Raw genomic sequence first — 23134 nt, forward strand, 5'->3', positions numbered from 1 at the left:
TCTCACCCCGGGCTACCCTGGGTGACGTGATTCTGGGCATCGACACCTCGATCGGCACCGCCGTCGCGATCGTCGACCCCGCGGGTCGCGTGCGGGCCGAGGCGGTCAGCCCCGACCCCCGCGGGCACGCCGAGGTCATCGGAGATCTGCTCGTGCGCGTCTTCGGCGACGCGGGCGTCGGCCCCGCGGAGATCACTGCCGTCGCGGCCGGCATGGGCCCGGGCCCGTTCACGGGCTTGCGGGTGGGTATCGCCGCCGCGCGCGCGTTCGCGCTCGGGCGCGGCATCCCGCTGATCCCGGTCGCGAGCCACGACGCCGCGGCCCGCGCGCACGTCGATCCCGAGTTCGCGAGCCCGGGCGCAGCCCCGGTCGAGGGAGAGCCGATCGCGATCGTGACCGATGCCCGCCGTCGGGAGCTCGCCGTCTCGGTCTACCGCGTCGAGAACGGGATGCCGGTGCGCATCGTCGATCCGCACCTCGTCCCACGCGCGGCGACCGAGCCCCTCGACCTCTTCGGTGCCCCCGCGGCGGAACTCGCCGAGACGACGTCGATCAGCGCCGCTGCCCTCGCCCGCGTCGCGGCCGAGCGGCTGGCGTCGGGAGCGATCGACATCGCGATCGGCGACGCCGCGGAGCCGCTGTATCTCCGTGCCCCCGATGTGACCGTTCCCGCCGGGCCGAAGAAGGTCGGCACGTGAGCCTGCGCACCGCCACGGACGGTGACCTCGACGCCATCATGGCGCTCGAGGAAGCGTCGTTCCCGACCGACGCGTGGAGCCGCGGGGCCATGTCCGCCGAGATCGCCTCGCCGCACGGCCGGTACCTCGTCGACGTCGAGGACGATCGCGTCGTCGGCTACGGCGGCGTGCGTGCGGTGCACGGTGCGGCCGACGCCGACATCCAGACCCTCGCCCTCGAACCCGCACGGCGGGGCACCGGCCGCGGCCGGAGGCTGCTTCGGGCGCTGATCGCCGAGGCCCGTGACCGGGGAGCGCGCGAGGTCTTCCTCGAGGTGCGCGCCGACAACCCGGTCGCGCAGCGGCTCTACGCCTCCGAGGGCTTCGTCGAGATCGCGCGCCGGCCGCGCTACTACCAACCGGACGACGTCGACGCCATCATCATGCAGCTGAGCCTCCGCGGTGAGGGAGGGACCGAACGATGACCACCGAGCCGACCCGTTCCGAGCCGCTCGTGCTGGGGATCGAGACCAGCTGCGACGAGACCGGCATCGGGATCGTCCGCGGGCGCACCCTGCTGTCGAATACGATCGCGAGCTCGATGGCCGAGCACGCCCGCTACGGCGGCGTCGTGCCGGAGGTCGCCGCCCGCGCGCACCTCGAGGCGCTGCAGCCGGCGATCGAGGCCGCCGTAGCCGAGGCCGGGGTCTCGCTGACGGACCTCGACGCCGTCGCCGTCACGAGCGGGCCGGGGCTCGCGGGCGCCCTCATGGTCGGCGTGGGCGCCGCGAAGGCCCTCGCCGTGTCGCTCGAGAAGCCGCTCTACGCCGTCAACCACCTCGTCGGGCACATCGCCGCCGACATCCTCACCGGCGACGACGTCGAATACCCCACCGTCGCTCTCCTGGTCAGTGGCGGACACACCTCGCTCCTCCTCGTCCGAGACCTCGTCTCCGACGTCGAGATGCTCGGCGAGACGATGGATGACGCCGCCGGCGAGGCATTCGACAAGATCGCGCGCATCCTCGGTCTGCCTTACCCCGGCGGCCCGGAGATCGATCGCGCCGCGGCGGACGGCGACCTCGACGCGATCCGGTTCCCCCGCGGGCTCTCGCGGGCCTCCGACATGGCCGCGCACCGGTACGACTTCTCGTTCTCGGGGCTCAAGACCGCCGTGGCGCGCTGGGTCGAGCAGCGCCAGGCGGCGGGCGAGACCGTGCCGATCGCCGACGTCGCGGCATCGTTCCGCGAAGCCGTCGTCGATGTTCTCGTGACCAAGGCACTCGACGCGTGCGCTCAGCACGGCGTGCCGCGGCTGCTGCTCGGCGGCGGTGTCATCGCCAACCGGCGACTGCGCGAGGTCGCGATCGAACGCGCCGCTGCCGCCGGAGTCGCGGTCCGCATCCCGCCGCTGAGCCTGTGCACCGACAACGGGGCGATGATCGCGGCGCTCGCCGCCGAGCTCATCTCCTCGGGCGCCGAGCCGTCGACGCTCTCGTTCGGCGCTGATTCGACGCTTCCCGTGACCGAGATCCAGGTGCGCTGATGAGCGACGACCGGCTGCGCAGTCGGCGACCCGCGGTGGATGCGCCCTCCGACGACGTTGCTCCGGCCCCGCTGTCCGCGCCGCTGCCCGGAGAGCACCGCGGCGGGTTCCAGCGTGAGTTCACTCAGCCGACGCCGCTGCTGCACATTCCCGAGCCCGATGGCCGGATCGAGCCCGTCGCGCCTGAGCCGCGGGTCCAGTGGGCTCCGGCGGCCGAGGTCCTGCCCCGATCGGGGGCGTGGTCGTTGGCCCTGGCGATCATCGCCCTCGTCCTGTCGCTGTTCGTCGGGTGGGCGTTCCCGCTCGGCCTCGCCGCGATCGTGATGGCCGTGCTCGCCTTCCGTCGGCCGTGGGAGAGCCGCACCGTCGCGGTGTGGGCGCTCGGCCTGGCGGCGCTGTCGATCGTGTACAGCGCCGGGTGGCTCGTCTGGTCGGCGAGTCAGTCCGGGCTGCTGGACTGAGCCCCTTCGGCGGGGTCGGCGTCGACCCGGTCCGCGAGGACGGCGACGCGTCGGTCTCCGATGCGGGTGAGGAAGAGGGTCGCCGACGCGCTCCCCGTCAGTGTGAGCTTCTTGCGGAACTGCGCCGGATCGACGTCGACGCCGCGCTTCTTGATCTCCAGGATGCCGATGCCCGCGCGCTTGACGGCGGCATCGATGTCGCGCGGCTTCAGCGGCAGCACCTCGCGGACCCGGAACGTCGTGGCGAACGGACTGGTGCGCCCGGCGTCGGACGTCATGTACGCCGTCCCGCCGGCGAGCATGCCGGCGTCGAGCGTGCGGGCCACGTCGCCGATCAGGCGAGCGCGGATGACGGCGCCGTCGGGCTCGTGCAGGTAAGCGCCGAGCTCGCGCGGCTCGGCGTCGGCGGCGTCGCCCGGCGCCGTGAGCTCGGCGGCACGGTCGCCGCGGAGAACGAGCGCCGAACGGCGCGCGCCCGCGCGGGCGAGGGAGCCTGACCACACGACCAGCTCGATCGTCGACCCATCGGCGCTGATCCACTGCGCTTCGCCGTCGGTCGGGAGGTCGTCACGGTCGAAGGCGGGCCCGAGCTTGATGCCGGTCGGCAGCCGTTCCGCGAGGCCGAAGGCCCACTCGAGCGAGGGTGTGTAGTCGGATGCCGCGACGCGACGCGTCTCGCCGTGCCCCGAGGTTCGACGTGCCGGATCGAGCCAGACCGCGTCGATGCCGGTGAGATCGGTCTCTTCGGCGCGGCCGTGGCGTACCCGGGCCGATGAGCCGAACGGGGCGAGGTTGTAGGCGGCCAGGGCGGCGGTGATCTCGTCGGCGTCGACGGCGAGGACCTCGAGCCCGATACCGGCGAAGCCGAGCGCGTCGCCGCCGATCCCGCAGCCGAGGTCGGCCACGCGGGCGATGCCGGCATCGCGGAATCGGCCGGCGTGACGCGCGGCGACCGCGAGACGCGTGGCCTGTTCGAGACCGGCTCGGGTGAACAGCATCCGGTCGGCGAACGGACCGAACTTCGCCCGCGCGCGCTCCCGCAGACGGGCCTGGCCGACCACCGCCGACACGAGGTCGGGGGAGAGGCCCTCGCGCCGCAGCCGCGAGACCGCGGTGGCGGCATCCGCCGTCGATGAGATCCGGAGGGTGTCGACCAGACGGAGGCCCTCGGGGGTCAGCAACGCGGAGAGCTCGGCGTGATCCACCACGACAGCCTACGCGGGGGCGGCGGCGGATGCCGCGGTAGGTTGGCACTCGCGTTGCGTGAGTGCCAACGTCCCCCTACACTCGGAGTTGGCACTCTCAGGGTGAGATTGCCAACAAGTCTTGTCGAAGAAAGAGGTAGACCGTGTCGGTTTCCATCAAGCCGCTCGAGGACCGCATCGTCATCAAGCAGGTCGAGGCCGAGCAGACCACTGCGAGTGGTCTGGTCATCCCCGACACCGCCAAGGAGAAGCCCCAGGAGGGCGAGGTCGTGGCGGTGGGCCCCGGCCGCATCGATGACAACGGCAACCGTGTTCCGCTCGACGTCGCCGTCGGCGACCGCGTGATCTACAGCAAGTACGGCGGAACCGAGGTCAAGTTCGGCGCTGACGAGTTCCTCGTGCTCTCGGCGCGCGACGTCCTCGCCGTCGTCGTCCGCTGACGCAGAGCTCTTCCACGAAGGCCCGGGTGCATGGCATCCGGGCCTTCGTCATGGCAGAAGCGCGGCGGCGGATGGCAGTCCGTCACGACCGCGACGTGTCATGACCGTCCTATGCTTGGCTCGTGACACCCGTCGATCCCGCCCGTGAGCGCACCCTGGGTGGGATCTACGCCTTCTCGGCGTACGTCCTGTGGGGGTTCATGCCCCTCTACTTCCTCACGCTCGCCCCGATGGGGCCGTTCGAGGTCGTGTCGTGGCGCATCCTCTTCTCGCTCGTCTTCTGCGCGATCCTCCTCACGGTGCTCCGCGCCTGGGGGAAGCTGATCGCAATCCTGCGCACGCCGCGGCTGGTGCTGTGGACGATCGTCGCCGGCCTGCTCATCTACGTGAACTGGCAGGTCTTCCTCATCAGCACCCTCACCGGCCACGTGATCGAGGGGAGCCTGGGGTATTTCATCAACCCGATCGTCACGGTCCTCCTCGGAGTGCTCGTCCTGAAGGAGCGGCTGCGGGTCGCGCAGTGGGTCGCGATCGGTATCGCGGCGGTCGCGGTCGGCGTCATCGTCGTCGGGTACGGCGCATTCCCCTGGATCGCCCTGACCCTCGCGGCCAGCTTCGGAACCTATGGGCTGGTGAAGAAGCAGATCGGGCCGTCGGTGGATGCCGTCAGCGGGCTGACCCTCGAATCGCTCTGGCTCGCACCCGTCGCCATCGTCCAGGCGATCGTCGTCGCCGTCACCGGCGGGCTGATGTTCGGCTCGGTCAGCCCCGGGCACACCGCCCTGGTGACCCTTGCCGGCGTCGTCACCGCCGTGCCCCTCCTCTTCTTCGCGGCAGGTGCGCGGCGCAGCAGCCTCACGGTGATCGGTCTGCTGCAGTTCGCGGCACCGATCCTGCAGTTCATCACGGGCGCCTGGATCCTCGGCGAGCCGATGCCGCTCGAGCGCTGGATCGGGTTCGGGCTCGTCTGGCTCGCCCTCGTCGTACTCAGCGTCGACTCGCTGCGCGCCGCTCGTCGATCCAAGCGCGCTGACGCGGCATCCGATGTCGCGCCCGTCGTCTGAGACCGTCGCACGGGAGCGGGGAGCCTGACCGCAGCGTCGCATTCCGGCTCGTCTGATCGGCCCGATGAGGGTCGTGGCGCCGGGCTCCGCCGCGGAACGTCGGGGTTCACGCGGCGCCGGAGATAACGATTGGGTCGCGTAACAGACCGTTAACACATCGCAACATCGCCGACGCGAGAGCGCCACTAGGTTTAACCCCAACCTCGCGGGGCTTCGGTGCCGCGTTCCCACTCATCAAGGAGCACAATGGGCGTTCTCACCCGTTCCCGCACCGCGAAGGTCCTCGGCGGTATCGCCGTGATCGGCGCGAGTGCCCTCGTCCTCGCAGGCTGTGCCGGAGACAGCGAACCCGCTGCGTCGGGCGACGCCGGCGGGAACACCTCGGCCGATTTCCCGATCGACTGCGACGCGGCCGCGCCCGCGTCGTACACGCCGGAGTACACCTCGACCTCGACCGGTCCCGGAACCGACCTCACCTACACGATCGGCACGGCTCTGCCCGTGACCGGCAACCTCGCCTTCCTCGGCCCGCCCGAGATCTCGGCGACCGAGTTCGCCGCCTCCGAGATCAACGCCGCGGGCAAGGGCATCACGATCGACCTGAAGCAGGGCGACTCGGGTGACACCGACAACAAGGCCTACGAGACCGAGATCCCCCGACTGCTGGGCGAAGGCGCCACGGCGATCATCGGTGCGGCCTCCTCCGGTACGTCGCTGCAGTTCATCGACCAGGTGATCGCCGCGAACGCCATCCAGTTCTCGCCCGCCAACACCTCCGCGGCCTTCACCGGCTACAAGGACAACGGCCTGTACTGGCGCACCGCTCCCTCCGACGTGCTGCAGGGCGAAGTGCTCGGCAACCTGATCGGCGCCGACGGCAACGAGACGCTCGGCATGATCGTCCTCAACGACGCATACGGCACCGGCCTCGCGTGCTTCACCAAGGCCGCGTTCGAGGCTGCCGGCGGCGAGGTCGTCGCAACCTCGCTCTACAACACCGGTGACACGAACTTCTCGGCCCAGGTCGAGGATGTTCTCGCAGCCGGCCCCGACGCGATCGCGCTGATCACGTTCGAAGAGGTCAAGACCATCATCCCCGAGCTGATCGGCGCCGAGGTGGCCCCCGAGCAGCTCTACCTCGTCGATGGAAACCTGGCGAACTTCGGCGACGACTTCGAAGCCGGCACCATGGCGGGTGCGAAGGGCACCTACCCCGCGGTCGACCCCGCGTCGATCGCGACCTTCCGCGACAACCTGCAGGCGTTCTGGACCGGTGCCGGCAACGCCGAGCTTCAGGACTTCACCTACGGGCCGGAGTCGTATGACGCGGTCGTGCTGCTCGCTCTCGCGGCGCTGCAGGCCGGGTCGACGGCGGGCCCCGACGTGGCCGCGAACCTGCAGGCGGTCTCGGGCGGCTCGGGTGACGGCACGAAGTGCACGAGCTTCGCGGAATGCGCCGACCTGATCATCGCCGGCGAAGCCGCTGACTACGACGGCGTCTCGGGCCCGATCACCTTCAACGAGGTGGGCGACCCGACGGAGGCATCCATCGGTGTCTTCGAGTACGGCGACGACAACAACTACGAGTTCGTCCGCGTCGGCTGATCACCACGACGAGGGCCCCGGTCTCCTGGCCGGGGCCCTCGTCGTGTGCGGTGGGTGCGGGCTGGGCTCGGGGCCGGGGTTCGAGTTGGCAGTTGCTGCCCGCTCTCTTGGCGTGAGCGGGCGCGAGCTGCCAGGTGAGCCCGGGTCTGGACGGGGTCGAGGCTCGAGTTGGCAGTTGGCGCCCCCTCTCGGGGCGTGAGCGGGCGCGAGCTGCCAGGTGAGCCCGGGTCTGGACGGGGTCGAGGCTCGAGTTGGCAGTTTGCGCCCCCTCTCTTGGCGTGAGCGGGCGCGAGCTGCCAAGTGAGCCCCGGTCTGGACGGGGTCGGGGCTTGAGTTGGCAGTCGGCGCCCCCTCTCGTGGCGTGAGTGGGCGCGAGCTGCCAGGCGGAGCGTGGTCAGCGCGGGGGAGACCAGCCGCGCCGTCGCAGGGCACCGCCCACGAGGGCCACTGCCGCGGAGCCGGTGGGTCGGATGTGCGCGGAGGTGAGCCGCACCACCTCGAAGCCGAGAGCGACGTAGGCGGTGTGCTTCTCGATGTCGCGCGCCCATTGGCGTCTCGAGGTGCGGTGGTGGTCGCCCTCGACCTCGGCGATGACGCGGTACTCGGGCCAGACGGCATCCGCGATCCCCGCTAAGCGCCCCGCACGATCCCGGATCTCACGGTCGAGCACAGGCTCCGGCAGCCCCGCCGCGACGACGACGAGCCGGAAGTCGGTCTCCAGCGGCGACATCGCGCCCTCACGAATGAGCGCGAGCGCTTCCGCGAGCTTCGCGGAGCCGACACGTCTCCCCGCGGCGGCGGCGGCAGCCAGCTCCTCGACCGTGCTCAGTCGCTCCTCGGGCAGGCGCCGCCCCCGCTCACCGCGCGGCACCCGCACGAGAGCATCGCCGATGCGGACCAGCTCGCGAACACCGGCATCCCGCCCGAGCATCGCCCACGTCGATGCCGGCGTCGACACCCGCAGGCCTCCGAGAGTGGTCACCTCGACGTGCGTCGGGGCGAGCTGGCGTCCTCGGATGCCGTGCCGGCGCGGTGCGCGCGCGGGCGCGACGACCCCCACCTCGAGCTCGCTCGGGGGACGAGCGCTCGTCCCCCAGAGCACCGCTGCCGTCCGTCCGCAGAAGAAGGCCCGCCCGTCCATGATCTGGGAGTAGGCTCGCGCGCGGTCGAGCACCCGGCGTCGGACCTCCTGATCGTCGTCGAGCAGCCCGCACGCTACGGCATCCTCTGTTCCGCGCCTTCGGCGCACGCCGCGGAAGGGCGTGTCGAGGTCTGCCGCACGCAGCCGCTTGGGCGAGATGCCCGACGCCGATGCCGCGGCGCACGAGAACACCTCGTCGAGGTCTTCGGGCAAAGGCTCCGGACGTCGCGGCATTCCCTCATCCTGCGGGCGGCCGCGGCCCGCGTGTGGGCGGGCGTCCCCGCCTGTGCACATCCCACCCAGCTCTCTCGTGGGGGAGGAGCGCCGCCGTCAAATGCACTTCGCCTGGCAGCTCAGGCCCCTTCCGCGTGTGAGAAGGGGCGAGAACTGCCAGGCGAAGCCAGCCAAACCAGGCGAAGCCAGCCAAACCAGGCGTCAGGTGCCCAGGGTGCCGAGGTACAGGCCGATGACCTTGGGGTCGTTGAGCAGCTCGCGGCCGGTCCCCGTGTAGGCGTCGCGACCCTGGTCGAGGACGTACCCGCGGTCGCAGATCTGCAGGCAGCGCCGGGCGTTCTGCTCGACCATGATCGTCGTCACGCCCGCCTTGTTGATCTCCGACACCCGCAGGAACGCCTCGTCCTGACGCGACGGCGACAGGCCCGCCGACGGCTCGTCGAGCAGCAGGACGTACGGGTCCATCATGAGCGCGCGCCCCATGGCGACCATCTGACGTTCGCCGCCCGACAGCGATCCCGCCCGCTGCTGCAGCCGCTTGGCGAGATCGGGGAAGATGGATGTCACGAAGTCGGTGCGCTCCGCGACGACCTTCGGTCGCTGGTACGCCCCCATCTGCAGGTTCTCGGCGATCGTCAGGCTCGGGAAGACGTTGTTCGTCTGCGGCACGAAGCCGACGCCCTTCGAGACGAGCTTGTTGGCGCGCAGCCCCGTGATCTCCTCGCCGTTCAGCTTCACCGAACCGGAGCGCACCTTCACCTGACCGAAGATCGCCTTGAGCATCGTGGACTTGCCGGCGCCGTTCGGGCCGATGATCCCCACGAGCTCACCGGGGGCGGCGGTGAGGTTCGCGCCGTTGAGGATGTTCACGCCCGGCAGATACCCCGCGTGCACGTCGGACAGCTCGACGACGTTCTCGGTCACTTGCGGTCCCCATCCTTGTCGGCATCCGCGCCATCCGCGGCATCCGGAACACCCGCGGCATCCGTGGTCGGCGCCTCTACGATCGCCTGGTCGAGCTCGTGCACGGTCTCGACGAGTTCCTCCGCCTCGGGCGGCAGCTCGCCGGCGTGGCGGCCCGTCACGACGCCGAGGTCGACGTCCTGATGCGCGCCGAGATACGCGTCGATCACGGCGGGGTTCTGCATCACGGTGTCGGGCGGGCCCTCGGCGACGACGCGTCCTTCGGCCATCACGACCACCCAGTCGGCGATGTGGCGCACCATGTGCATGTCGTGCTCGACGAAGACCACGGTCATGCCGAGATCCTTCAGGTCGAGGATGTGGTCGAGCAACGACTGCGTCAGCGCGGGGTTCACCCCGGCCATCGGCTCGTCGAGCATGACGAGCACGGGATCGCTCATGAGCGCACGAGCCATCTCGAGGAGCTTGCGCTGTCCGCCCGAGAGCGACGCGGCGAAGTCCTTCTCTTTCGTGTCGAGCTTGAACCGCGCGAGCAGGCCCCGCGCCTTCTCCTCGATCTCCGCCTCCTGCTTGCGCCAGAGGAAGGGGAGGATGCCGGCGAAGATCCCCTCGCCGGTCTGCTTCGGGGCACCGAGCTTCATGTTCTCGAGCACCGTGAGCAGACCGAGCGACTTCGTCAGCTGGAACGTGCGCACCTGGCCCATGCGGGCCGCCTTGAAGGCGGGGATGCCGGCCAGGTTGGTCCCGTCGAACGACCACGACCCCGCGTTGGGCTTGTCGAAGCCGGTGAGGAGGTTGAACAGCGTGGTCTTGCCGGCGCCATTCGGTCCGATCAGGGCGGTGATGGCACCGCGCGGAATCTCGAGGTGCTCGACATCGACCGCGGTCAGGCCGCCGAAGACGCGCTTGACGCCGTCGGCGACGATGATGGGGTCGTTCTTCGCGACGCCGGGGCGGACCTCGCCGCTGCCGTCGTCTTTGTGCAGGCCGGTCGCCTTGGGGCGCGGCGTCGGGGGTACGACATCAGCGGACAAAGGTCAGCTCCTTCTTGCTTCCGAGGATGCCCTGCGGGCGGAAGATCACCAGCAGCATGAGCGCGACGCCGACCAGCACGAACACGAGCATCTGGCTCTGCTCGCTGGTCAGGAACGGCAGCCAGCCGATGTTGACGAGGGCCGGCAGCAGGTTCGACAGGAACGCGCGCACCACCCAGAAGAGCACGGCGCCGAGCACCGGGCCGAAGATGGTGGCGGCGCCGCCGAGCAGCAGCGCCGTCCAGACGTAGAACGTCTGCGAGGTGACGTAGACGTTCGGGTTGACGTTGGTCCCCATGGCGGTGACGATGCCGCCCGCCGCGATGATGACGCCGCCGACGATGAGCGCCTGCATCTTGAAGGCGAAGACGTTCTTGCCGAGCGAGCGCACGGCGTCCTCGTCCTCGCGGATGCCGCGGATGACGCGCCCCCACGGGCTGCTCATGAGTAGCCAGACCAGCACGACCACGATCGCGATCGTGATGATCCCGACGATGATGACCCACCACTGGTCCGACTGGTAGGTCCACGGCCCGAAACCCCACCGACCGGGAGGAAGCGGGTTGCTGGCGCGGAATCCGGCCTGGAAGCCCGAGAGACCGTCGGCCGATCCCGTCTGGTTGCGGAACGCCGACGTCAGGAAGAGCAGGCGCAGCACCTCGGCAGCTGCGATCGTCACGATCGCGAGGTAGTCGCCGCGCAGCCGGAGGGTCGGGATGCCCATGACGAGCGCGAAGATCACGGCGGCGATGAGGCCGACGAGCGCTGCCACCGGCCACGCGAGCCCGAAGGTGAGGATCGAGATGGCGAACCCGTAGGCGCCGATCGCCATGAACCCGGCGACACCCATGTTCAGCAGGCCGGCGAAGCCGAAGTGAACCGAGAGGCCGATGGCGGCGAGGATGTATCCGAGGGTCGCCGGGGCGAGGATCTGCGCCGCGGTGTTGCTGAGGATCTGAAGGAAGTTCACGATGCCTATCCGATTCGCTCTCGGCGCCCGAGGAGACCCTGCGGGCGGAACAGCAGGATGACGATCAGCACGACCAGCGCGCCGACGTACTTGAGGTCGGAGGGGATCCACAGCGTCGACACCTCGACGAGGAGCCCCACGATGATGGCGCCCACGAGCGCGCCGAAGGCGGTCCCGAGACCGCCGAGCGTGACGGCGGCGAAGATGAGCAGCAGGATGCTGGTGCCCATGTCCCACTTGATGCCCGGGCGGAAGTAGGCCCACAGCACACCGGACAGGCCGGCGAGGGCTGCGGCGACCACCCAGACGACCCGGACCACCGCGTCGACGTCGATGCCGCTGGCCGCGGCGAGCGAGGGGTTGTCCGAGACGGCCCGGGTCGCGCGGCCGATCCTCGTGCGCATCAGCCACCAGGCGAAGCCGGCGATGACCACGAGTGAGACGCCCATGCTGATCACGTCGGTGAGGGTGAGACGGACGGGGCCGAGTCCGGGGATGACCGAGGTCGAACCGCCGGGGAGCTGCGCCGTCCCGCCGCCGACGAACATCTGGAAGACGTAGCGCAGCGCGAGCGAGAGGCCGATCGAGACGATCATGAGCTGCACGGTGCCGAGGCCGCGGCGTCGCAGCGGTCGCCACAGGCCGGCATCCATCGTCAGCCCGAACAGCGCCGACACGGCGACCGCCAACGGGATCGCGATCCAGATCGGCAGGCTGAAACCGGCTGAGAACAGCAGCGCGGCGAGCGCGCCGAAGGTGACCATCTCGCCGTGGGCGAAGTTCGACAGTCCCGTCGTGCCGAACACGAGCGAGAGGCCGATCGCGGCGAGGGCCAGCATGAGACCGAAGTTCAGCCCGTTGACCGCGCGGGAGAGCAGCTGGTCGACGAAGCTCGTCGTCTGCCGCTCGGCCGCTTCGAGGGTGAAGTTGCGCGTGATCGTGCTGGTCGCGCCGAACTCCACCTCGATGGTGGACTCGAAGCCCTCCGGAACCGACACCCCCGAGGGGAGGCTGTCTTCGACGAGCTCGACGGTGTAGGCGACGTCCTTGGTCGGAACGCCGATCGAGAAGCTGCCTCTCTCGTTCGTCTCGCCTTCGGCTTCGAAGTCGCCGCCGGTCACGACGATGGTGACTCCCTCGACGGGTTCACCGCCGGTGCGGACGTTGCCCGCGATCGTGAACGGCAACGACTCGGCGTCGTCGCCTGCGGCGAGGGCGGGGGAGGCGATGCCCAGGAACGCCACGGCGGCCAGGAGGCCGGCGATCAACGTCGAGAACATGCGCCTCGGGCGACGAGCAGCGCGCGTCATCGAAGTGATCGCCACTGGCACCTCCTGAGATAAGTGGACGAACGCCGAGAGGTACCGGTTCTGCTGGTGGCTTCGGCGACACCTGAACGTATGCGCTGATTGTTGCTTGCGTGTTTCCGGTGCGCAACAACGAATGCGGTGTGTCGTTTCGCGGATCTCGGGCGCGGGAATGCCGCGCGGCGCCGGGCGCTTAGAATCGTTGAGACTTTCAAGGAGTGCGCATGAGCGACTACAACGACCCGTTCGGATTCGTCGGCCTCACCTACGACGACGTCCTGCTCCTGCCGGGGCACACCGACGTCATCCCGTCCGAGGCCGATACGTCGTCGCGCGTGACGCGCCGCATCACCGTGGCGACGCCCCTGCTGTCGGCCGCGATGGACACCGTCACCGAGGCGCGCCTGGCGATCGCGATCGCCCGCGAAGGCGGCATCGGGATCATCCACCGCAACCTCTCCATCGAGGAGCAGGCGGCGATGGTCGACCGGGTCAAGCGCAGCGAGTCGGGCATGATCACCGACCCGATCACCACGACCCCCGACGCCACGATCGAAGAGGTCGACGCGCTCTGCGGGCAGTACCGCATCTCGGGACTGCCGGTCATCGACGACGAGGGGCATCTGCTCGGCATCGTCACGAACCGCGACATGCGCTTCGTCTCGGGCTTCGAGCGTCAGACCACGACGGTGCGCGACGTCATGACGAGCGAGAACCTGGTCACCGGGCGGGTCGGCATCGGTGCGAACGAGGTCATCGCGCTCTTCGCCCACCACCGCGTCGAGAAGCTGCCCCTCCTCGACGACGAGGGCAAGCTCGCGGGGCTCATCACGATCAAGGACTTCGACAAGAGCGAGAAGTACCCCCTCGCCACGAAGGACGACCAGGGACGCCTGCGCGTCGGCGCGGCCATCGGCTTCTTCGGTGACGCGTGGCAGCGGGCCGAGGCCCTCCGCGACGCCGGTGTCGACGTGATCGTGGTCGACACCGCGAACGGCCAGTCCGCGGGCGTCATCGACATGGTCAAGCGGCTCAAGGCCGACGCATCCTTCGAGCACATCGACGTCATCGGCGGCAACGTCGCGACCCGCGAGGGCGCGCAGGCCCTCATCGACGCGGGTGTGGATGCCGTCAAGGTCGGCGTCGGGCCGGGCTCGATCTGCACCACGCGCGTCGTCGCCGGAGTCGGTGTTCCCCAGGTCACCGCGATCTACGAAGCATCGCTGGCCGCGCGCGAAGCCGGCATCCCGATCATCGCCGACGGCGGCCTGCAGTACTCGGGCGATATCGCCAAGGCCCTCGTCGCCGGTGCCGACTCGGTCATGCTCGGGTCGCTGCTCGCCGGAACCGACGAGTCGCCGGGCGAGATCGTCTTCCAGGGCGGCAAGCAGTTCAAGCAGTACCGCGGCATGGGTTCGCTCGGTGCGCTGCAGACCCGCGGCAAGAAGACCTCGTACTCGAAGGACCGCTACTTCCAGGCCGATGTGCCGAGCGACGACAAGCTCATCCCCGAGGGGATCGAGGGCCAGGTGGCCTATCGCGGCCCCGTGTCGGCCGTGGCCTACCAGCTCATCGGGGGACTGCGGCAGTCGATGTTCTATGTCGGCGCCCGCACCGTCGAAGAGCTCAAGGCTCGCGGCAAGTTCGTCCGCATCACCTCGGCCGGGCTCAAGGAGTCCCACCCCCACGATGTTCAGATCGTGGTGGAAGCCCCGAACTACAAGCGCTGATCCCCGGGCCCGAAGCTCGGAGATTCTGACGAAGGTCGGACCGATCCCCGCGGATCGTCCGGCCTTCGTCGCATTCTCCGACGAAGGACGTGCGCGGCGGCTCCTCCCCAGCTCGCCGTGGCGCGCTGTCGTCCCGAGTTCTCGGGTCCGGATGCCGCGCGGCGGCGAAGCGCCGTCACGATGACGGGATGCTGCGCCGTCCTGCTCCCTCCGAAGTGGCCGACTGGGTGGATGCCGCCGGCGGTATCGCGCATCGCAGCGCGGTGCTCGCAGCCGGGTTCCCGGTGCGCGTGCTGCGCGAGGCCGTGGCCGGAGGCGGACTGCGGATGGTGCGCCGCGCGTGGTGCGTCTCCGCCGGGGCTCCGCACGACCTGCTCGCCGCGGCATCCGCCGGCGGCAGGCTCACGTGCGTCTCGCTCGCGCGGCGGCGCGGCTGGTGGGTTCCCGACGGCATTCGCGAACGACACCACGTCCACCTCTTGCCGCGCGCCTCGTCATCGGGCCTCATCGGCGCCGACGTCAGCGCCCACTGGACGCGGGCGCTCTGCCCCGTCGCGCGGTCGGATCTCGAAGCCGGGATCGAGGACGCTCTCGGCCACATCGCCCAATGCCTGTCGCGCGACGAGGCGCTCGTGGTGTGGGAATCGGCATCCCGCGCCGAAGCTCTGGCGCCCGAAGCTCTGCGCGCGGTGCCCTGGACCTCCATCGCCGCGCGTGAGCTCGCCTCCGCTGTGACGGGACTATCCGACTCCGGCCTGGAGACGCTGATCTTCGCCCCCTTACGCGAGCGCGGTGTCGCCGTCGTGCAACAGGCCCGCATCGCCGGCCGATTCGTCGACGGCCTCATCGGCGAGGCGCTGGTCGTTCAGGTCGACGGATTCGCGTTCCACTCCTCGAGCGCGCAGCGCACCGCGGACGTCGCCCACGACGCCGAGCTGCGGCTGCGCGGCTACACGGTGCTGCGCTTCACGTACCGGCAGGTGGTGCACGAGCGTGCCGCCGTCCAGCGCACCCTGCAGCGCGCTCTCGCTCAGCGACTCCACCTGTGGCCGTGAGTCGCGCCGGGCAGGGACCGCCCGCGAACTTCGGAGAATCGCGTCGAACTCGGAGGGATCGAGCCGATCGGTCCGAACTTCGCCGCATCCTCCGAACTTCGCACCGCCCTCGCCCGCGTTCAGGCCGCGGGCAGCCGGAACGGCGCGGCCGCGCGAGCCGCCGCATCGAGGGCGAGGTCGGCGAGAGTCGCCCCGACACCGGGCGCGAACTTGAAGCCGTGGCCCGAGAACCCCGCGCCCACCACGACCGAGCCGACGCGGTCGAGCACGAACGCGCTGTCATCGGTCGAGGTGTAGGTGCACGACAGGTGTACAGCGGAGCCCGGGTCGAGGCCCGGCATCCATTCGCGCACGTAGTCGACGAGCGTGTCGTGGTGCGTCACACGGTGGGGCCGCTCGTCAGGGTCGACGACGTCTCCGACGCGGTGGAATCCGACCTTCACGCCTTCGCCCGGCGTCGGCATGCCGTAGACCGGCGCCGGGTAGCGCGCCGGGTCGAGCCGATGGTTGAACGAGGGCCACGGGCCGGTCGTCGGAGCGAAATGCGCCGGAGTCTCTTCGGTCACCGTCAGGCGCGGCAAGCGGATGCCGCGCAGCAGGCGCTCGGTCCAGGCGCCGACCGTCGCGACGACGACATCCGCCTCGATCTCTCCTCCGTCTGCGAGCTGCACGCGCGCGCCGCGCTCGCCGAGGTCGTCGACCCCCGTCACCGGCGCGCCCCAGCGCACCTCTCCACCGGCGGCGAGCACGCGCCGCTCGAGCTCGAGCATCGCCGCCGACGCCCGCGCGACACCGGCGTCCGACGAGAACAGCACATCCGTCTCGAACCGCATCCCGGGCCAGCGCGCACCCGCCTCCGCCGCCGCGAGCATCTCGACCGGGATGCCGCGTTCGCGCAGGCTCCGGGCGATCGTCTCGAGCCCCGCGTCGCCGTCGGCGGCGCCGCCGAGGTCACTGCCGACCCCGTGGGTCACGAGCCCGTGCCGCCGCAGCAGTGGCTCGCCGCCGACCTCGCCGAGCGCATCCCAGCCCTCGCGCGCTCGCTGCAGCAGGTCGAGGTAGTGGGTGTCGGCGTAGGCGTTGTTGAAGTTGCGTGTCTCGCCGTGCGAGGCCCCGTGCGTGTGTCCGCGCCCGAAGCGCTCGAGCACGATGGGCCGTTCACCGCGCCGGGTCAGTGCCCATGCGGTGGCGAGGCCCATGACGCCGGCGCCGATGATCACGATGCGACTCATGCGGCCAGCATCCCACCCGCCGCCGCGCCGCCGTGCGCGATTACGGCCGACTTCGGAGAATCGCGTCATTCTCGGACGCATTCGGCCCCAGCATCCGAGTCTCGTCCGATTCTCCGAGGTACGCGGGCGCGCGCCGCGATGCGATAGCCTGGTCGGCTCCGCAGTGGAGCGGAAAGGCCCGGTCCACGATGGGATCGCTCGACATCCAAGGTGTCTCGTACACCCTCCCCGACGGCAGGCCGCTGCTCGACGAGGTGACGTTCCGTGTCGGCGCAGGCTCGACGACCGCGCTGATCGGTCAGAACGGCGCGGGAAAGACGACGCTGCTGCGCATCATCCGCGGGGATGCCGCGGCCCACGGCGGCGTCGTCCAGATCGACGGCGGGCTCGGGGTCATGGACCAGTTCGTCGGGCACGGCGTCGCCGGTGAGACCGTCCACGACCTGCTCATCTCGGTCGCGCCCGATCGCGTCCGCCTCGCCGCCCGCGAGCTGGATGACGCCGAGAACGCCGTGATCGCCTCCGACGAGCTCGACACCCAGATGCGCTACGCCGCCGCGATCGCCGACTACGCCGACGCCGGCGGCTACGAGTACGAGACCGTATGGGACACCTGCACGACGGCGGCTCTCGGCGTCCCGTTCGAGCGGGCGCGCTATCGCGAGCTGACGACCCTGTCGGGCGGCGAGCAGAAGCGGCTCGCTCTCGAGGCGCTGCTGCGCGGACCCGATGAGGTGCTCCTGCTCGACGAGCCCGACAACTACCTCGACGTCCCGGGCAAGCGCTGGCTCGAGGAGCGGTTGCGCGAGACGACCAAGACGGTCCTGCTCGTCTCGCACGACCGAGAGCTGCTCGCGCGCGCCGCCGACCGCATCGTGACGCTCGAGGCCGGGGGAGCAGGCAGCACGGCGTGGGTCCACGGCGGGAGCTTCGAGACCTACCACCGCGCCCGCGACGACCGGATGGCCCGCCTCGACGAGCTGCGCCGTAGGTGGGACGAGGAGCACGCGAAACTGAAGAGGTTCGTCGCCGACATGAAGGTGAAGGCGGCCGCGAGCGACGACTTCGCCTCGCGGTACCGGGCGGCCCAGACGCGCCTGCGCCGGTTCGAGGAGGCCGGCCCGCCCGAGGAGCGCCCGGCCGAGCAGAACCTCCAGCTGCGCCTGCGCGGGTCGCGTACTGGCAAGCGCGCGGTCGTCGCCGATGGACTCGAGCTCATCGGCCTCATGCAGCCGTTCGACCTCGAGGTCTGGTTCGGCGATCGCGTGGCCGTGCTCGGCTCCAACGGTTCGGGGAAGTCCCACTTCCTGCGGCTGCTCGCAGCCGGCGGCACAGCGCCCGACGCGCTGCTCGGGCACGTCACCACCGTCGGTGCCGCCCTCGAGCCGGTCGCTCACGCCGGCAGCGTCACGCTCGGGGCGCGAGTCGTCCCGGGCTGGTTCGCCCAGACCCACCGGCATCCGGAGTTCGCCGGCCGCACCCTGCTGGAGATCCTGCATCGGGGCGACGACCGCCGAGTCGGGATGCCACGGGATGCCGCGAGCTCGGCGCTGGACCGCTACGGGCTCGTCCGCCAGGCCGAGCAGAGCTTCGACAGCCTCTCGGGCGGTCAGCAGGCGCGGTTCCAGGTGCTGCTGCTCGAGCTCTCCGGGGCCACGCTGCTGCTGCTCGACGAGCCGACCGACAACCTCGACCTCACGTCGGCCGAGGCCCTCGAGCACGCGCTCGCCGCGTTCGAGGGGACGGTCCTCGCGGTCACGCACGACCGCTGGTTCGCGCGCTCGTTCGATCGGTTCGTCGTCTTCGGTGGAGACGGACGCGTCTACGAGTCGGGCGAGGCGGTCTGGGACGAGCAGCGCGTCGCCCGTGCTCGCTGAGCGGGCGGCCGGTCCGGACGTCGCGTCCGGGCCGGCCGGTAGGCTGGAGGGGTGACCATGGAGATCGAGCTCGGCCGCGCCAAGCGCGCCCGTCGGGCCTACGCGTTCGACGACATCGCGGTGGTGCCCTCGCGGCGCACCCGCAACACCGAGGACGTGTCGACCGCTTGGTCGATCGATGCGTTCCAGTTCTCGATCCCGGTGCTCGGCGCTCCGATGGACTCCGTCACCAGTCCCCGCACGGCGATCATGCTCGGTCAGCTCGGTGGCCTGGGCGTGCTCGACCTCGAGGGGCTCTGGACGCGATACGACGACCCCGAGCCCCTGCTCGCCGAGATCGCGGGACTGCCTGATGCGTCGGCGACCCGACGCATGCAGGAGCTCTACGCCGAACCGATCAAGCCCGGGCTCGTGCGCGACCGCCTGGCCGAGATCCGTGCGGCGGGCGTCACGGTGGCCGGCTCGCTCACCCCGCAGCGCACGCAGGAGCTGTACGAGACGGTCGTCGCCGCGGGCGTCGACCTGTTCGTCATCCGAGGCACGACGGTGTCGGCCGAGCACGTCTCGAGCGTCGACGAGCCCCTGAATCTCAAGAAGTTCATCTACGACCTCGACGTCCCGGTGATCGTCGGCGGCGCGGCGACCTACACCGCTGCCCTGCACCTCATGCGCACGGGGGCGGCCGGTGTGCTCGTCGGCTTCGGCGGCGGCGCCGCCTCGACCACCCGCGCGACCCTGGGCCTGCACGCTCCGATGGCCACGGCTGTGGCCGACGTCGCCGGAGCACGTCGCGACTACCTCGACGAGTCGGGCGGGCGTTACGTCCATGTCATCGCCGATGGCGGCGTCGGCACGTCGGGCGACATCGTCAAGGCGCTCGCGATGGGTGCCGACGCCGTGATGCTGGGCGTCGCCCTGGCGCGCGCGACGGATGCCCCCGGCCAGGGCTTCCACTGGGGGCCCGAGGCCCACCACGCTCAGCTTCCCCGCGGTCGCCGTGTGGCGGTCGAGCAGGTCGGCTCGCTCGAAGAGGTGCTCTACGGCCCGGCGCCGGTCGCCGACGGCACCGCGAACCTCATCGGCGCGCTGAAGAAGTCGATGGCGACGACCGGCTACTCCGACCTCAAGGAGTTCCAGCGCGTGGAGGTCGTGGTGGCGCCGTACAGCGTGCGGTGACATGAGCTCGATCGACTCCGCTCCCTCCGCAGCGCCGGCGGCGGCTTTCGCGCCTACGCTGCGCGAGGTCATGCTGCGCCCGTGGTGGCTGGGCATGCTCGCCTTCGCGCTGCTCGTGGCGGCGGTGTTCGCGTGGCTCGGCCAGTGGCAGCTCTCGCGCGCCGTCGACACCTCGCCGCCCCCGCCGGGTCAGACCGAGCAGGTGCGCCCGCTCGCCGATGTGGCCGAACCCGGCGAATACCTGCCCGAGCCGCTGGTCGGTCAGCGGGTGGAGGTGCGCGGGTCGTTCGTCGCCGACGACTTCGAGGTCGTCTCGTCGCGCTTCGACCGCGGCGAGGAGGGGTACTGGGTGACCGGTCAGTTCCGGGTCGATCCCGAGTCCGCGCGGTCGTCCGATCCGACCTCGCTCGCCGTCGCGGTGGGGTGGACGGCCGACCGAGCCGAGGCGGATGCCGCCGCGGCGGCACTCGACGCCGATCCGCCGCAGGATGTCGCCCTCACGGGGCGCATCATCTCCGACGAAGGCCCCGCGCTTCCCGGTCGTGGCGCCGACGCGCAGGAGATGACGAGGATGTCGCCCGCCGCGCTGCTCAGCCGATGGCACGACACGGCGGGGCTCGACGTCTACCGCGGCTACCTCACGTCCGCGGAGTCGTTCGGGGGCCTGACCGCGATCCACTCGCCGGCGCCGGACGAGCGGTCGAACGTGAACTGGCTCAACATCTTCTACGCCGTCGAGTGGGCGGTGTTCGCGGGCTTCGCCTTCTACATGTGGTACCGCCTGGCCAAGGACGCATGGGAGAAAGAGCTCGAAGACCTCGAGGACGAACGCGAGGACGCTGACGTCCCCGCCGCGGGAAGCGTCCCGCCGGGCCGCGACTAGACTGGACCCCATGCCTCGCGCCCCGAAACTCGCCACGTTCCCGGCGATCCGGAACGCACTGCGCTTCTACCAGATCTGTTCGGTGATCACGGGTGTCGGCCTGCTGCTCCTGCTCGCCGAGATGATCCTGAAGTACACCCCGATCCACACCGAGCTCTTCGCCGGCGGGTCGGGTGGTCTGCTCTGGTTCGCGCCCGTGATCGCCGGTGCCGACTGCGAGTGGTGGTCGCTGTTCCTGCCGCAGACGAACTCGTGCGAGATGCTCTCGACGGGCGACGGCTTCAACATCTCGCTCGCGATCCTCGTCGTGCACGGCTGGTTCTACGTCGTGTATCTGTTCTCCTGCTTCCGCGTATGGAGTCTCATGCGCTGGTCGTTCCCCCGCTTCATCCTGCTCGCACTCGGCGGCGTCGTGCCCGCCCTGTCGTTCTTCATGGAGGCCCGCGTCGCACGCGAGGTGAGGACCTACCTCGCCGAGCGCGAAGCCGCTGAGGCCGCCGCATCCATCCCCGCCACGGAAGGCACCCGGTGACCACCCAGACTGAAACGTCGCAGCGTCCTGTCCTCGTCGTCGACTTCGGCGCGCAGTACGCCCAGCTCATCGCCCGTCGCGTGCGCGAAGCGGGCGTCTACAGCGAACTCGTCCCGCACACCGCGACCGCCGAGGAGATCGCGGCGAAGGAGCCGGTGGGCATCATCCTCTCCGGCGGTCCGTCGTCGGTGTACGAACCCGGCGCCCCGGCGATCGACCCCGGGGTGTTCGATCTCGGCGTCCCGACCCTCGGGATCTGCTACGGATTCCAGGTGATGGCCCAGAGCCTGGGCGGTGAGGTCGCCAACACCGGACTCCGCGAATACGGCGCCACCGACGCGACCATCGTCACGGAGGGCACCCTGCTCGAGGGGCAGCCGGTCGAGCAGAACGTCTGGATGAGTCACGGAGACCAGGTCTCGCGCGCGCCCGAGGGATTCGAGGTGCTCGCTCGCACAGCAGCCACGCCCGTGGCCGCCTTCGCGAACGACACGCGCAAGTTCTACGGCGTGCAGTGGCACCCCGAGGTGAAGCACTCCGACCACGGGCAGAAGGTGCTCGAGAACTTCCTGCACAAGGCGGCGGGGCTCCCGGCCGACTGGAACAGCGGCAACGTCATCGCCGAGCAGGTTGAGCGCATTCGCGAGCAAGTCGGCTCGGGGCGCGTGATCTCCGCGCTTTCGGGCGGTGTCGACTCGGCCGTGTCGACGGCCCTCGTGCACAAGGCGGTCGGTGACAAGCTCACCGCGATCTTCGTCGACCACGGCCTTCTCCGGAAGGGCGAGAGGGAGCAGGTCGAGAACGACTACGTCGCCTCGACGGGTGTCCGGCTGATCACGGTCGATGCCCGCGAACGTTTCCTCGAGGCCCTCGCCGGCGTGAGCGACCCCGAGCAGAAGCGCAAGATCATCGGGCGTGAGTTCATCCGCGCCTTCGAGCAGGCCGAGCGCGACCTGATGGCCGAGGCGGCCGCCGACGGCGAGCCGATCCGGTTCCTCGTGCAGGGGACGCTGTACCCGGATGTCGTCGAGTCCGGCGGTGGCGCCGGCACGGCGAACATCAAGAGCCACCACAACGTGGGCGGCCTGCCCGAAGACCTGCAGTTCGAGCTCATCGAGCCGCTGCGAACGCTCTTCAAGGACGAGGTCCGCGCCATCGGCCGCGAGCTCGGACTTCCCGAGGCCATCGTCGGACGCCAGCCGTTTCCGGGGCCCGGCCTCGGGATCCGCATCGTGGGCGAGGTCACCGCTGACCGTCTCGAGATCCTGCGTGACGCCGACGCGATCGCCCGTGCCGAGCTGACGAAGGCGGGGCTGGATGCCGAGATCTGGCAATGCCCCGTCGTGCTGCTCGCCGATGTGCGATCGGTGGGAGTGCAGGGGGACGGGCGCACCTACGGACATCCGATCGTCCTGCGTCCCGTCTCGAGCGAAGACGCGATGACCGCGGACTGGACGCGCCTGCCCTACGACGTGCTGTCGAAGATCTCCAACCGGATCACGAACGAGGTCCGCGACGTGAACCGCGTGGTGCTCGACGTCACCTCGAAGCCCCCGGGGACCATCGAGTGGGAGTGATCGCGCGAGCGACGCTCGACAGCGAGACGGCGGATGCCGCGGCCGAACCAGCCGCGGCATCCGCCGTTTTCCGCATGATCACGCGGATCGCGGGCCGTCGAGCGGGTTGCGACACGCCCGGGATGTCGCACCGCTTTGCCACGATGCCGGGAGCCGCGTAACTTATTACTTGTTCGCCCCACAGGGAAGAGCGAGAGGGCCGGAAGGCCTACGCCCCCTCAAGCGGAGAACGAATCCCATCCCAAACCTCTTGCGAGAACAAGACGCTTGCGTTTAGGATGGAACCTCCACCCCGAACATCAGTCTTCGACTGGCAAGGAACTTCGTTCCCACGTCAACCGAAGCGTGTCGTCGGTGGGGTATGGTTGTGAAGTTGCCCTCTGGGCTGGCTGTGAGGTCAGTTGGGGGAGCGTCCGATCCTTGAGAACTCAACAGCGTGCACTTGTCAAATGCCAAATAACCTC

Annotated in this window: 21 protein-coding genes; 14 read left to right on the forward strand and 7 right to left on the reverse strand. The window is 70.2% G+C overall.

The genetic code is table 11. The annotated features are described in order from the left end of the window. The first annotated feature begins 26 nt into the window (after window positions 1–26). Genes tsaB through ACU6RU_RS15625 form a run of 4 tightly spaced genes read left to right on the forward strand, consistent with a single transcriptional unit; the run spans window position 27 to window position 2684 of the window. Complete coding sequence (tsaB, locus tag ACU6RU_RS15610) at window positions 27–698, forward strand: tRNA (adenosine(37)-N6)-threonylcarbamoyltransferase complex dimerization subunit type 1 TsaB (protein WP_120265296.1); 672 nt, start codon at window positions 27–29, stop codon at window positions 696–698. Further along, entirely contained in the window at window positions 695–1162 is a 468-nt protein-coding gene (rimI, locus tag ACU6RU_RS15615) for a ribosomal protein S18-alanine N-acetyltransferase (protein WP_120265297.1), read from the forward strand. Before tsaB ends, rimI begins: the two co-directional genes overlap by 4 nt. After that, window positions 1159–2223 (forward strand): tRNA (adenosine(37)-N6)-threonylcarbamoyltransferase complex transferase subunit TsaD, encoded by a 1065-nt coding sequence (tsaD, locus tag ACU6RU_RS15620; protein WP_120265298.1) that lies wholly within the window; start codon window positions 1159–1161, stop codon window positions 2221–2223. Before rimI ends, tsaD begins: the two co-directional genes overlap by 4 nt. Then, on the forward strand, window positions 2223–2684 hold the full coding sequence (locus ACU6RU_RS15625; protein ID WP_289330168.1) for a hypothetical protein: 462 nt from the start codon (window positions 2223–2225) through the stop codon (window positions 2682–2684). The genes tsaD and ACU6RU_RS15625 overlap by 1 nt, the downstream gene beginning before the upstream one ends. Here ACU6RU_RS15625 and ACU6RU_RS15630 read toward each other — a convergent pair. Continuing rightward, window positions 2663–3889 carry a THUMP-like domain-containing protein gene (locus ACU6RU_RS15630; RefSeq protein ID WP_446727012.1) on the reverse strand — a complete coding sequence of 409 codons (1227 nt, stop codon included), beginning with the start codon at window positions 3887–3889 and terminating at the stop codon, window positions 2663–2665. The two genes, ACU6RU_RS15625 and ACU6RU_RS15630, sit on opposite strands and share 22 nt — an antisense overlap. A 143-nt stretch (window positions 3890–4032) precedes the next feature. Here ACU6RU_RS15630 and groES point away from each other — a divergent pair, with 143 nt between their 5' ends. The 3 genes from groES to ACU6RU_RS15645 all read left to right on the forward strand — a co-directional run bounded on the left by groES (window position 4033) and on the right by ACU6RU_RS15645 (window position 6998). After that, complete coding sequence (groES, locus tag ACU6RU_RS15635) at window positions 4033–4329, forward strand: co-chaperone GroES (protein ID WP_023954390.1); 297 nt, start codon at window positions 4033–4035, stop codon at window positions 4327–4329. 122 nt (window positions 4330–4451) lie between these two features. Next, entirely contained in the window at window positions 4452–5393 is a 942-nt protein-coding gene (gene rarD / locus ACU6RU_RS15640; RefSeq protein ID WP_120265301.1) for an EamA family transporter RarD, read from the forward strand. A gap of 246 nt (window positions 5394–5639) precedes the next feature. Then, entirely contained in the window at window positions 5640–6998 is a 1359-nt protein-coding gene (locus ACU6RU_RS15645; RefSeq protein WP_120265302.1) for an ABC transporter substrate-binding protein, read from the forward strand. Window positions 6999–7392: 394 nt separating this feature from the next. On the opposite strand, the gene ACU6RU_RS15650 is transcribed toward ACU6RU_RS15645, so the two are convergent. From ACU6RU_RS15650 to ACU6RU_RS15670, 5 genes are all read right to left on the reverse strand, one after another. Continuing rightward, window positions 7393–8373: a hypothetical protein gene (locus tag ACU6RU_RS15650; protein WP_120265303.1), complete on the reverse strand. Its 981-nt coding sequence runs from the start codon at window positions 8371–8373 to the stop codon at window positions 7393–7395. A 201-nt stretch (window positions 8374–8574) separates the two neighbouring features. Beyond that, a complete protein-coding gene (locus ACU6RU_RS15655; protein ID WP_091503903.1) occupies window positions 8575–9297 on the reverse strand; it encodes an ABC transporter ATP-binding protein in 723 nt (240 codons plus the stop codon). Continuing rightward, window positions 9294–10331, reverse strand: a complete 1038-nt coding sequence (locus ACU6RU_RS15660) for an ABC transporter ATP-binding protein (protein ID WP_446727013.1) — start codon at window positions 10329–10331, stop codon at window positions 9294–9296. The genes ACU6RU_RS15655 and ACU6RU_RS15660 overlap by 4 nt, the downstream gene beginning before the upstream one ends. Then, a complete protein-coding gene (locus tag ACU6RU_RS15665) occupies window positions 10321–11301 on the reverse strand; it encodes a branched-chain amino acid ABC transporter permease (protein WP_120265305.1) in 981 nt (326 codons plus the stop codon). Before ACU6RU_RS15665 ends, ACU6RU_RS15660 begins: the two co-directional genes overlap by 11 nt. Before the next feature lie 5 nt (window positions 11302–11306). Beyond that, window positions 11307–12581, reverse strand: a complete 1275-nt coding sequence (locus ACU6RU_RS15670) for a branched-chain amino acid ABC transporter permease (protein ID WP_183045446.1) — start codon at window positions 12579–12581, stop codon at window positions 11307–11309. A gap of 251 nt (window positions 12582–12832) precedes the next feature. On the opposite strand from ACU6RU_RS15670, the gene guaB reads away from it, so the two are divergent. Both guaB and ACU6RU_RS15680 read left to right on the forward strand, forming a co-directional pair. Next, window positions 12833–14338 (forward strand): IMP dehydrogenase, encoded by a 1506-nt coding sequence (guaB, locus tag ACU6RU_RS15675; protein WP_446727014.1) that lies wholly within the window; start codon window positions 12833–12835, stop codon window positions 14336–14338. A gap of 188 nt (window positions 14339–14526) precedes the next feature. Beyond that, window positions 14527–15393, forward strand: coding sequence for an endonuclease domain-containing protein (locus ACU6RU_RS15680; RefSeq protein ID WP_446727015.1), 867 nt, complete (start codon window positions 14527–14529; stop codon window positions 15391–15393). 119 nt (window positions 15394–15512) lie between these two features. On the opposite strand, the gene ACU6RU_RS15685 is transcribed toward ACU6RU_RS15680, so the two are convergent. Continuing rightward, the gene (locus tag ACU6RU_RS15685; protein WP_289330161.1) at window positions 15513–16625 is read right to left on the reverse strand and encodes an FAD-dependent oxidoreductase; all 1113 of its coding nucleotides are present in this window, start codon (window positions 16623–16625) and stop codon (window positions 15513–15515) included. Window positions 16626–16813: 188 nt separating this feature from the next. Between ACU6RU_RS15685 and ACU6RU_RS15690 the strand changes: the two genes are divergently transcribed. From ACU6RU_RS15690 to guaA, 5 genes are read left to right on the forward strand one after another with little or no spacing between them, the layout of a single operon-like run. After that, window positions 16814–18502 (forward strand): ABC-F family ATP-binding cassette domain-containing protein, encoded by a 1689-nt coding sequence (locus tag ACU6RU_RS15690; protein ID WP_446727016.1) that lies wholly within the window; start codon window positions 16814–16816, stop codon window positions 18500–18502. Window positions 18503–18559: 57 nt separating this feature from the next. Next, window positions 18560–19678 carry a GuaB3 family IMP dehydrogenase-related protein gene (locus ACU6RU_RS15695; RefSeq protein WP_120265310.1) on the forward strand — a complete coding sequence of 373 codons (1119 nt, stop codon included), beginning with the start codon at window positions 18560–18562 and terminating at the stop codon, window positions 19676–19678. Between the two features lies 1 nt (window position 19679). After that, window positions 19680–20561 (forward strand): SURF1 family protein, encoded by an 882-nt coding sequence (locus ACU6RU_RS15700; protein ID WP_446727017.1) that lies wholly within the window; start codon window positions 19680–19682, stop codon window positions 20559–20561. A gap of 10 nt (window positions 20562–20571) precedes the next feature. Next, the gene (locus tag ACU6RU_RS15705; protein ID WP_112617903.1) at window positions 20572–21093 is read left to right on the forward strand and encodes a DUF3817 domain-containing protein; all 522 of its coding nucleotides are present in this window, start codon (window positions 20572–20574) and stop codon (window positions 21091–21093) included. Then, window positions 21090–22670, forward strand: a complete 1581-nt coding sequence (gene guaA / locus ACU6RU_RS15710; RefSeq protein WP_120265311.1) for a glutamine-hydrolyzing GMP synthase — start codon at window positions 21090–21092, stop codon at window positions 22668–22670. The genes ACU6RU_RS15705 and guaA overlap by 4 nt, the downstream gene beginning before the upstream one ends. The last annotated feature ends 464 nt before the right edge of the window (window positions 22671–23134 follow it).

It is taken from the genome of Microbacterium sp. F1-18 (assembly GCF_052921305.1).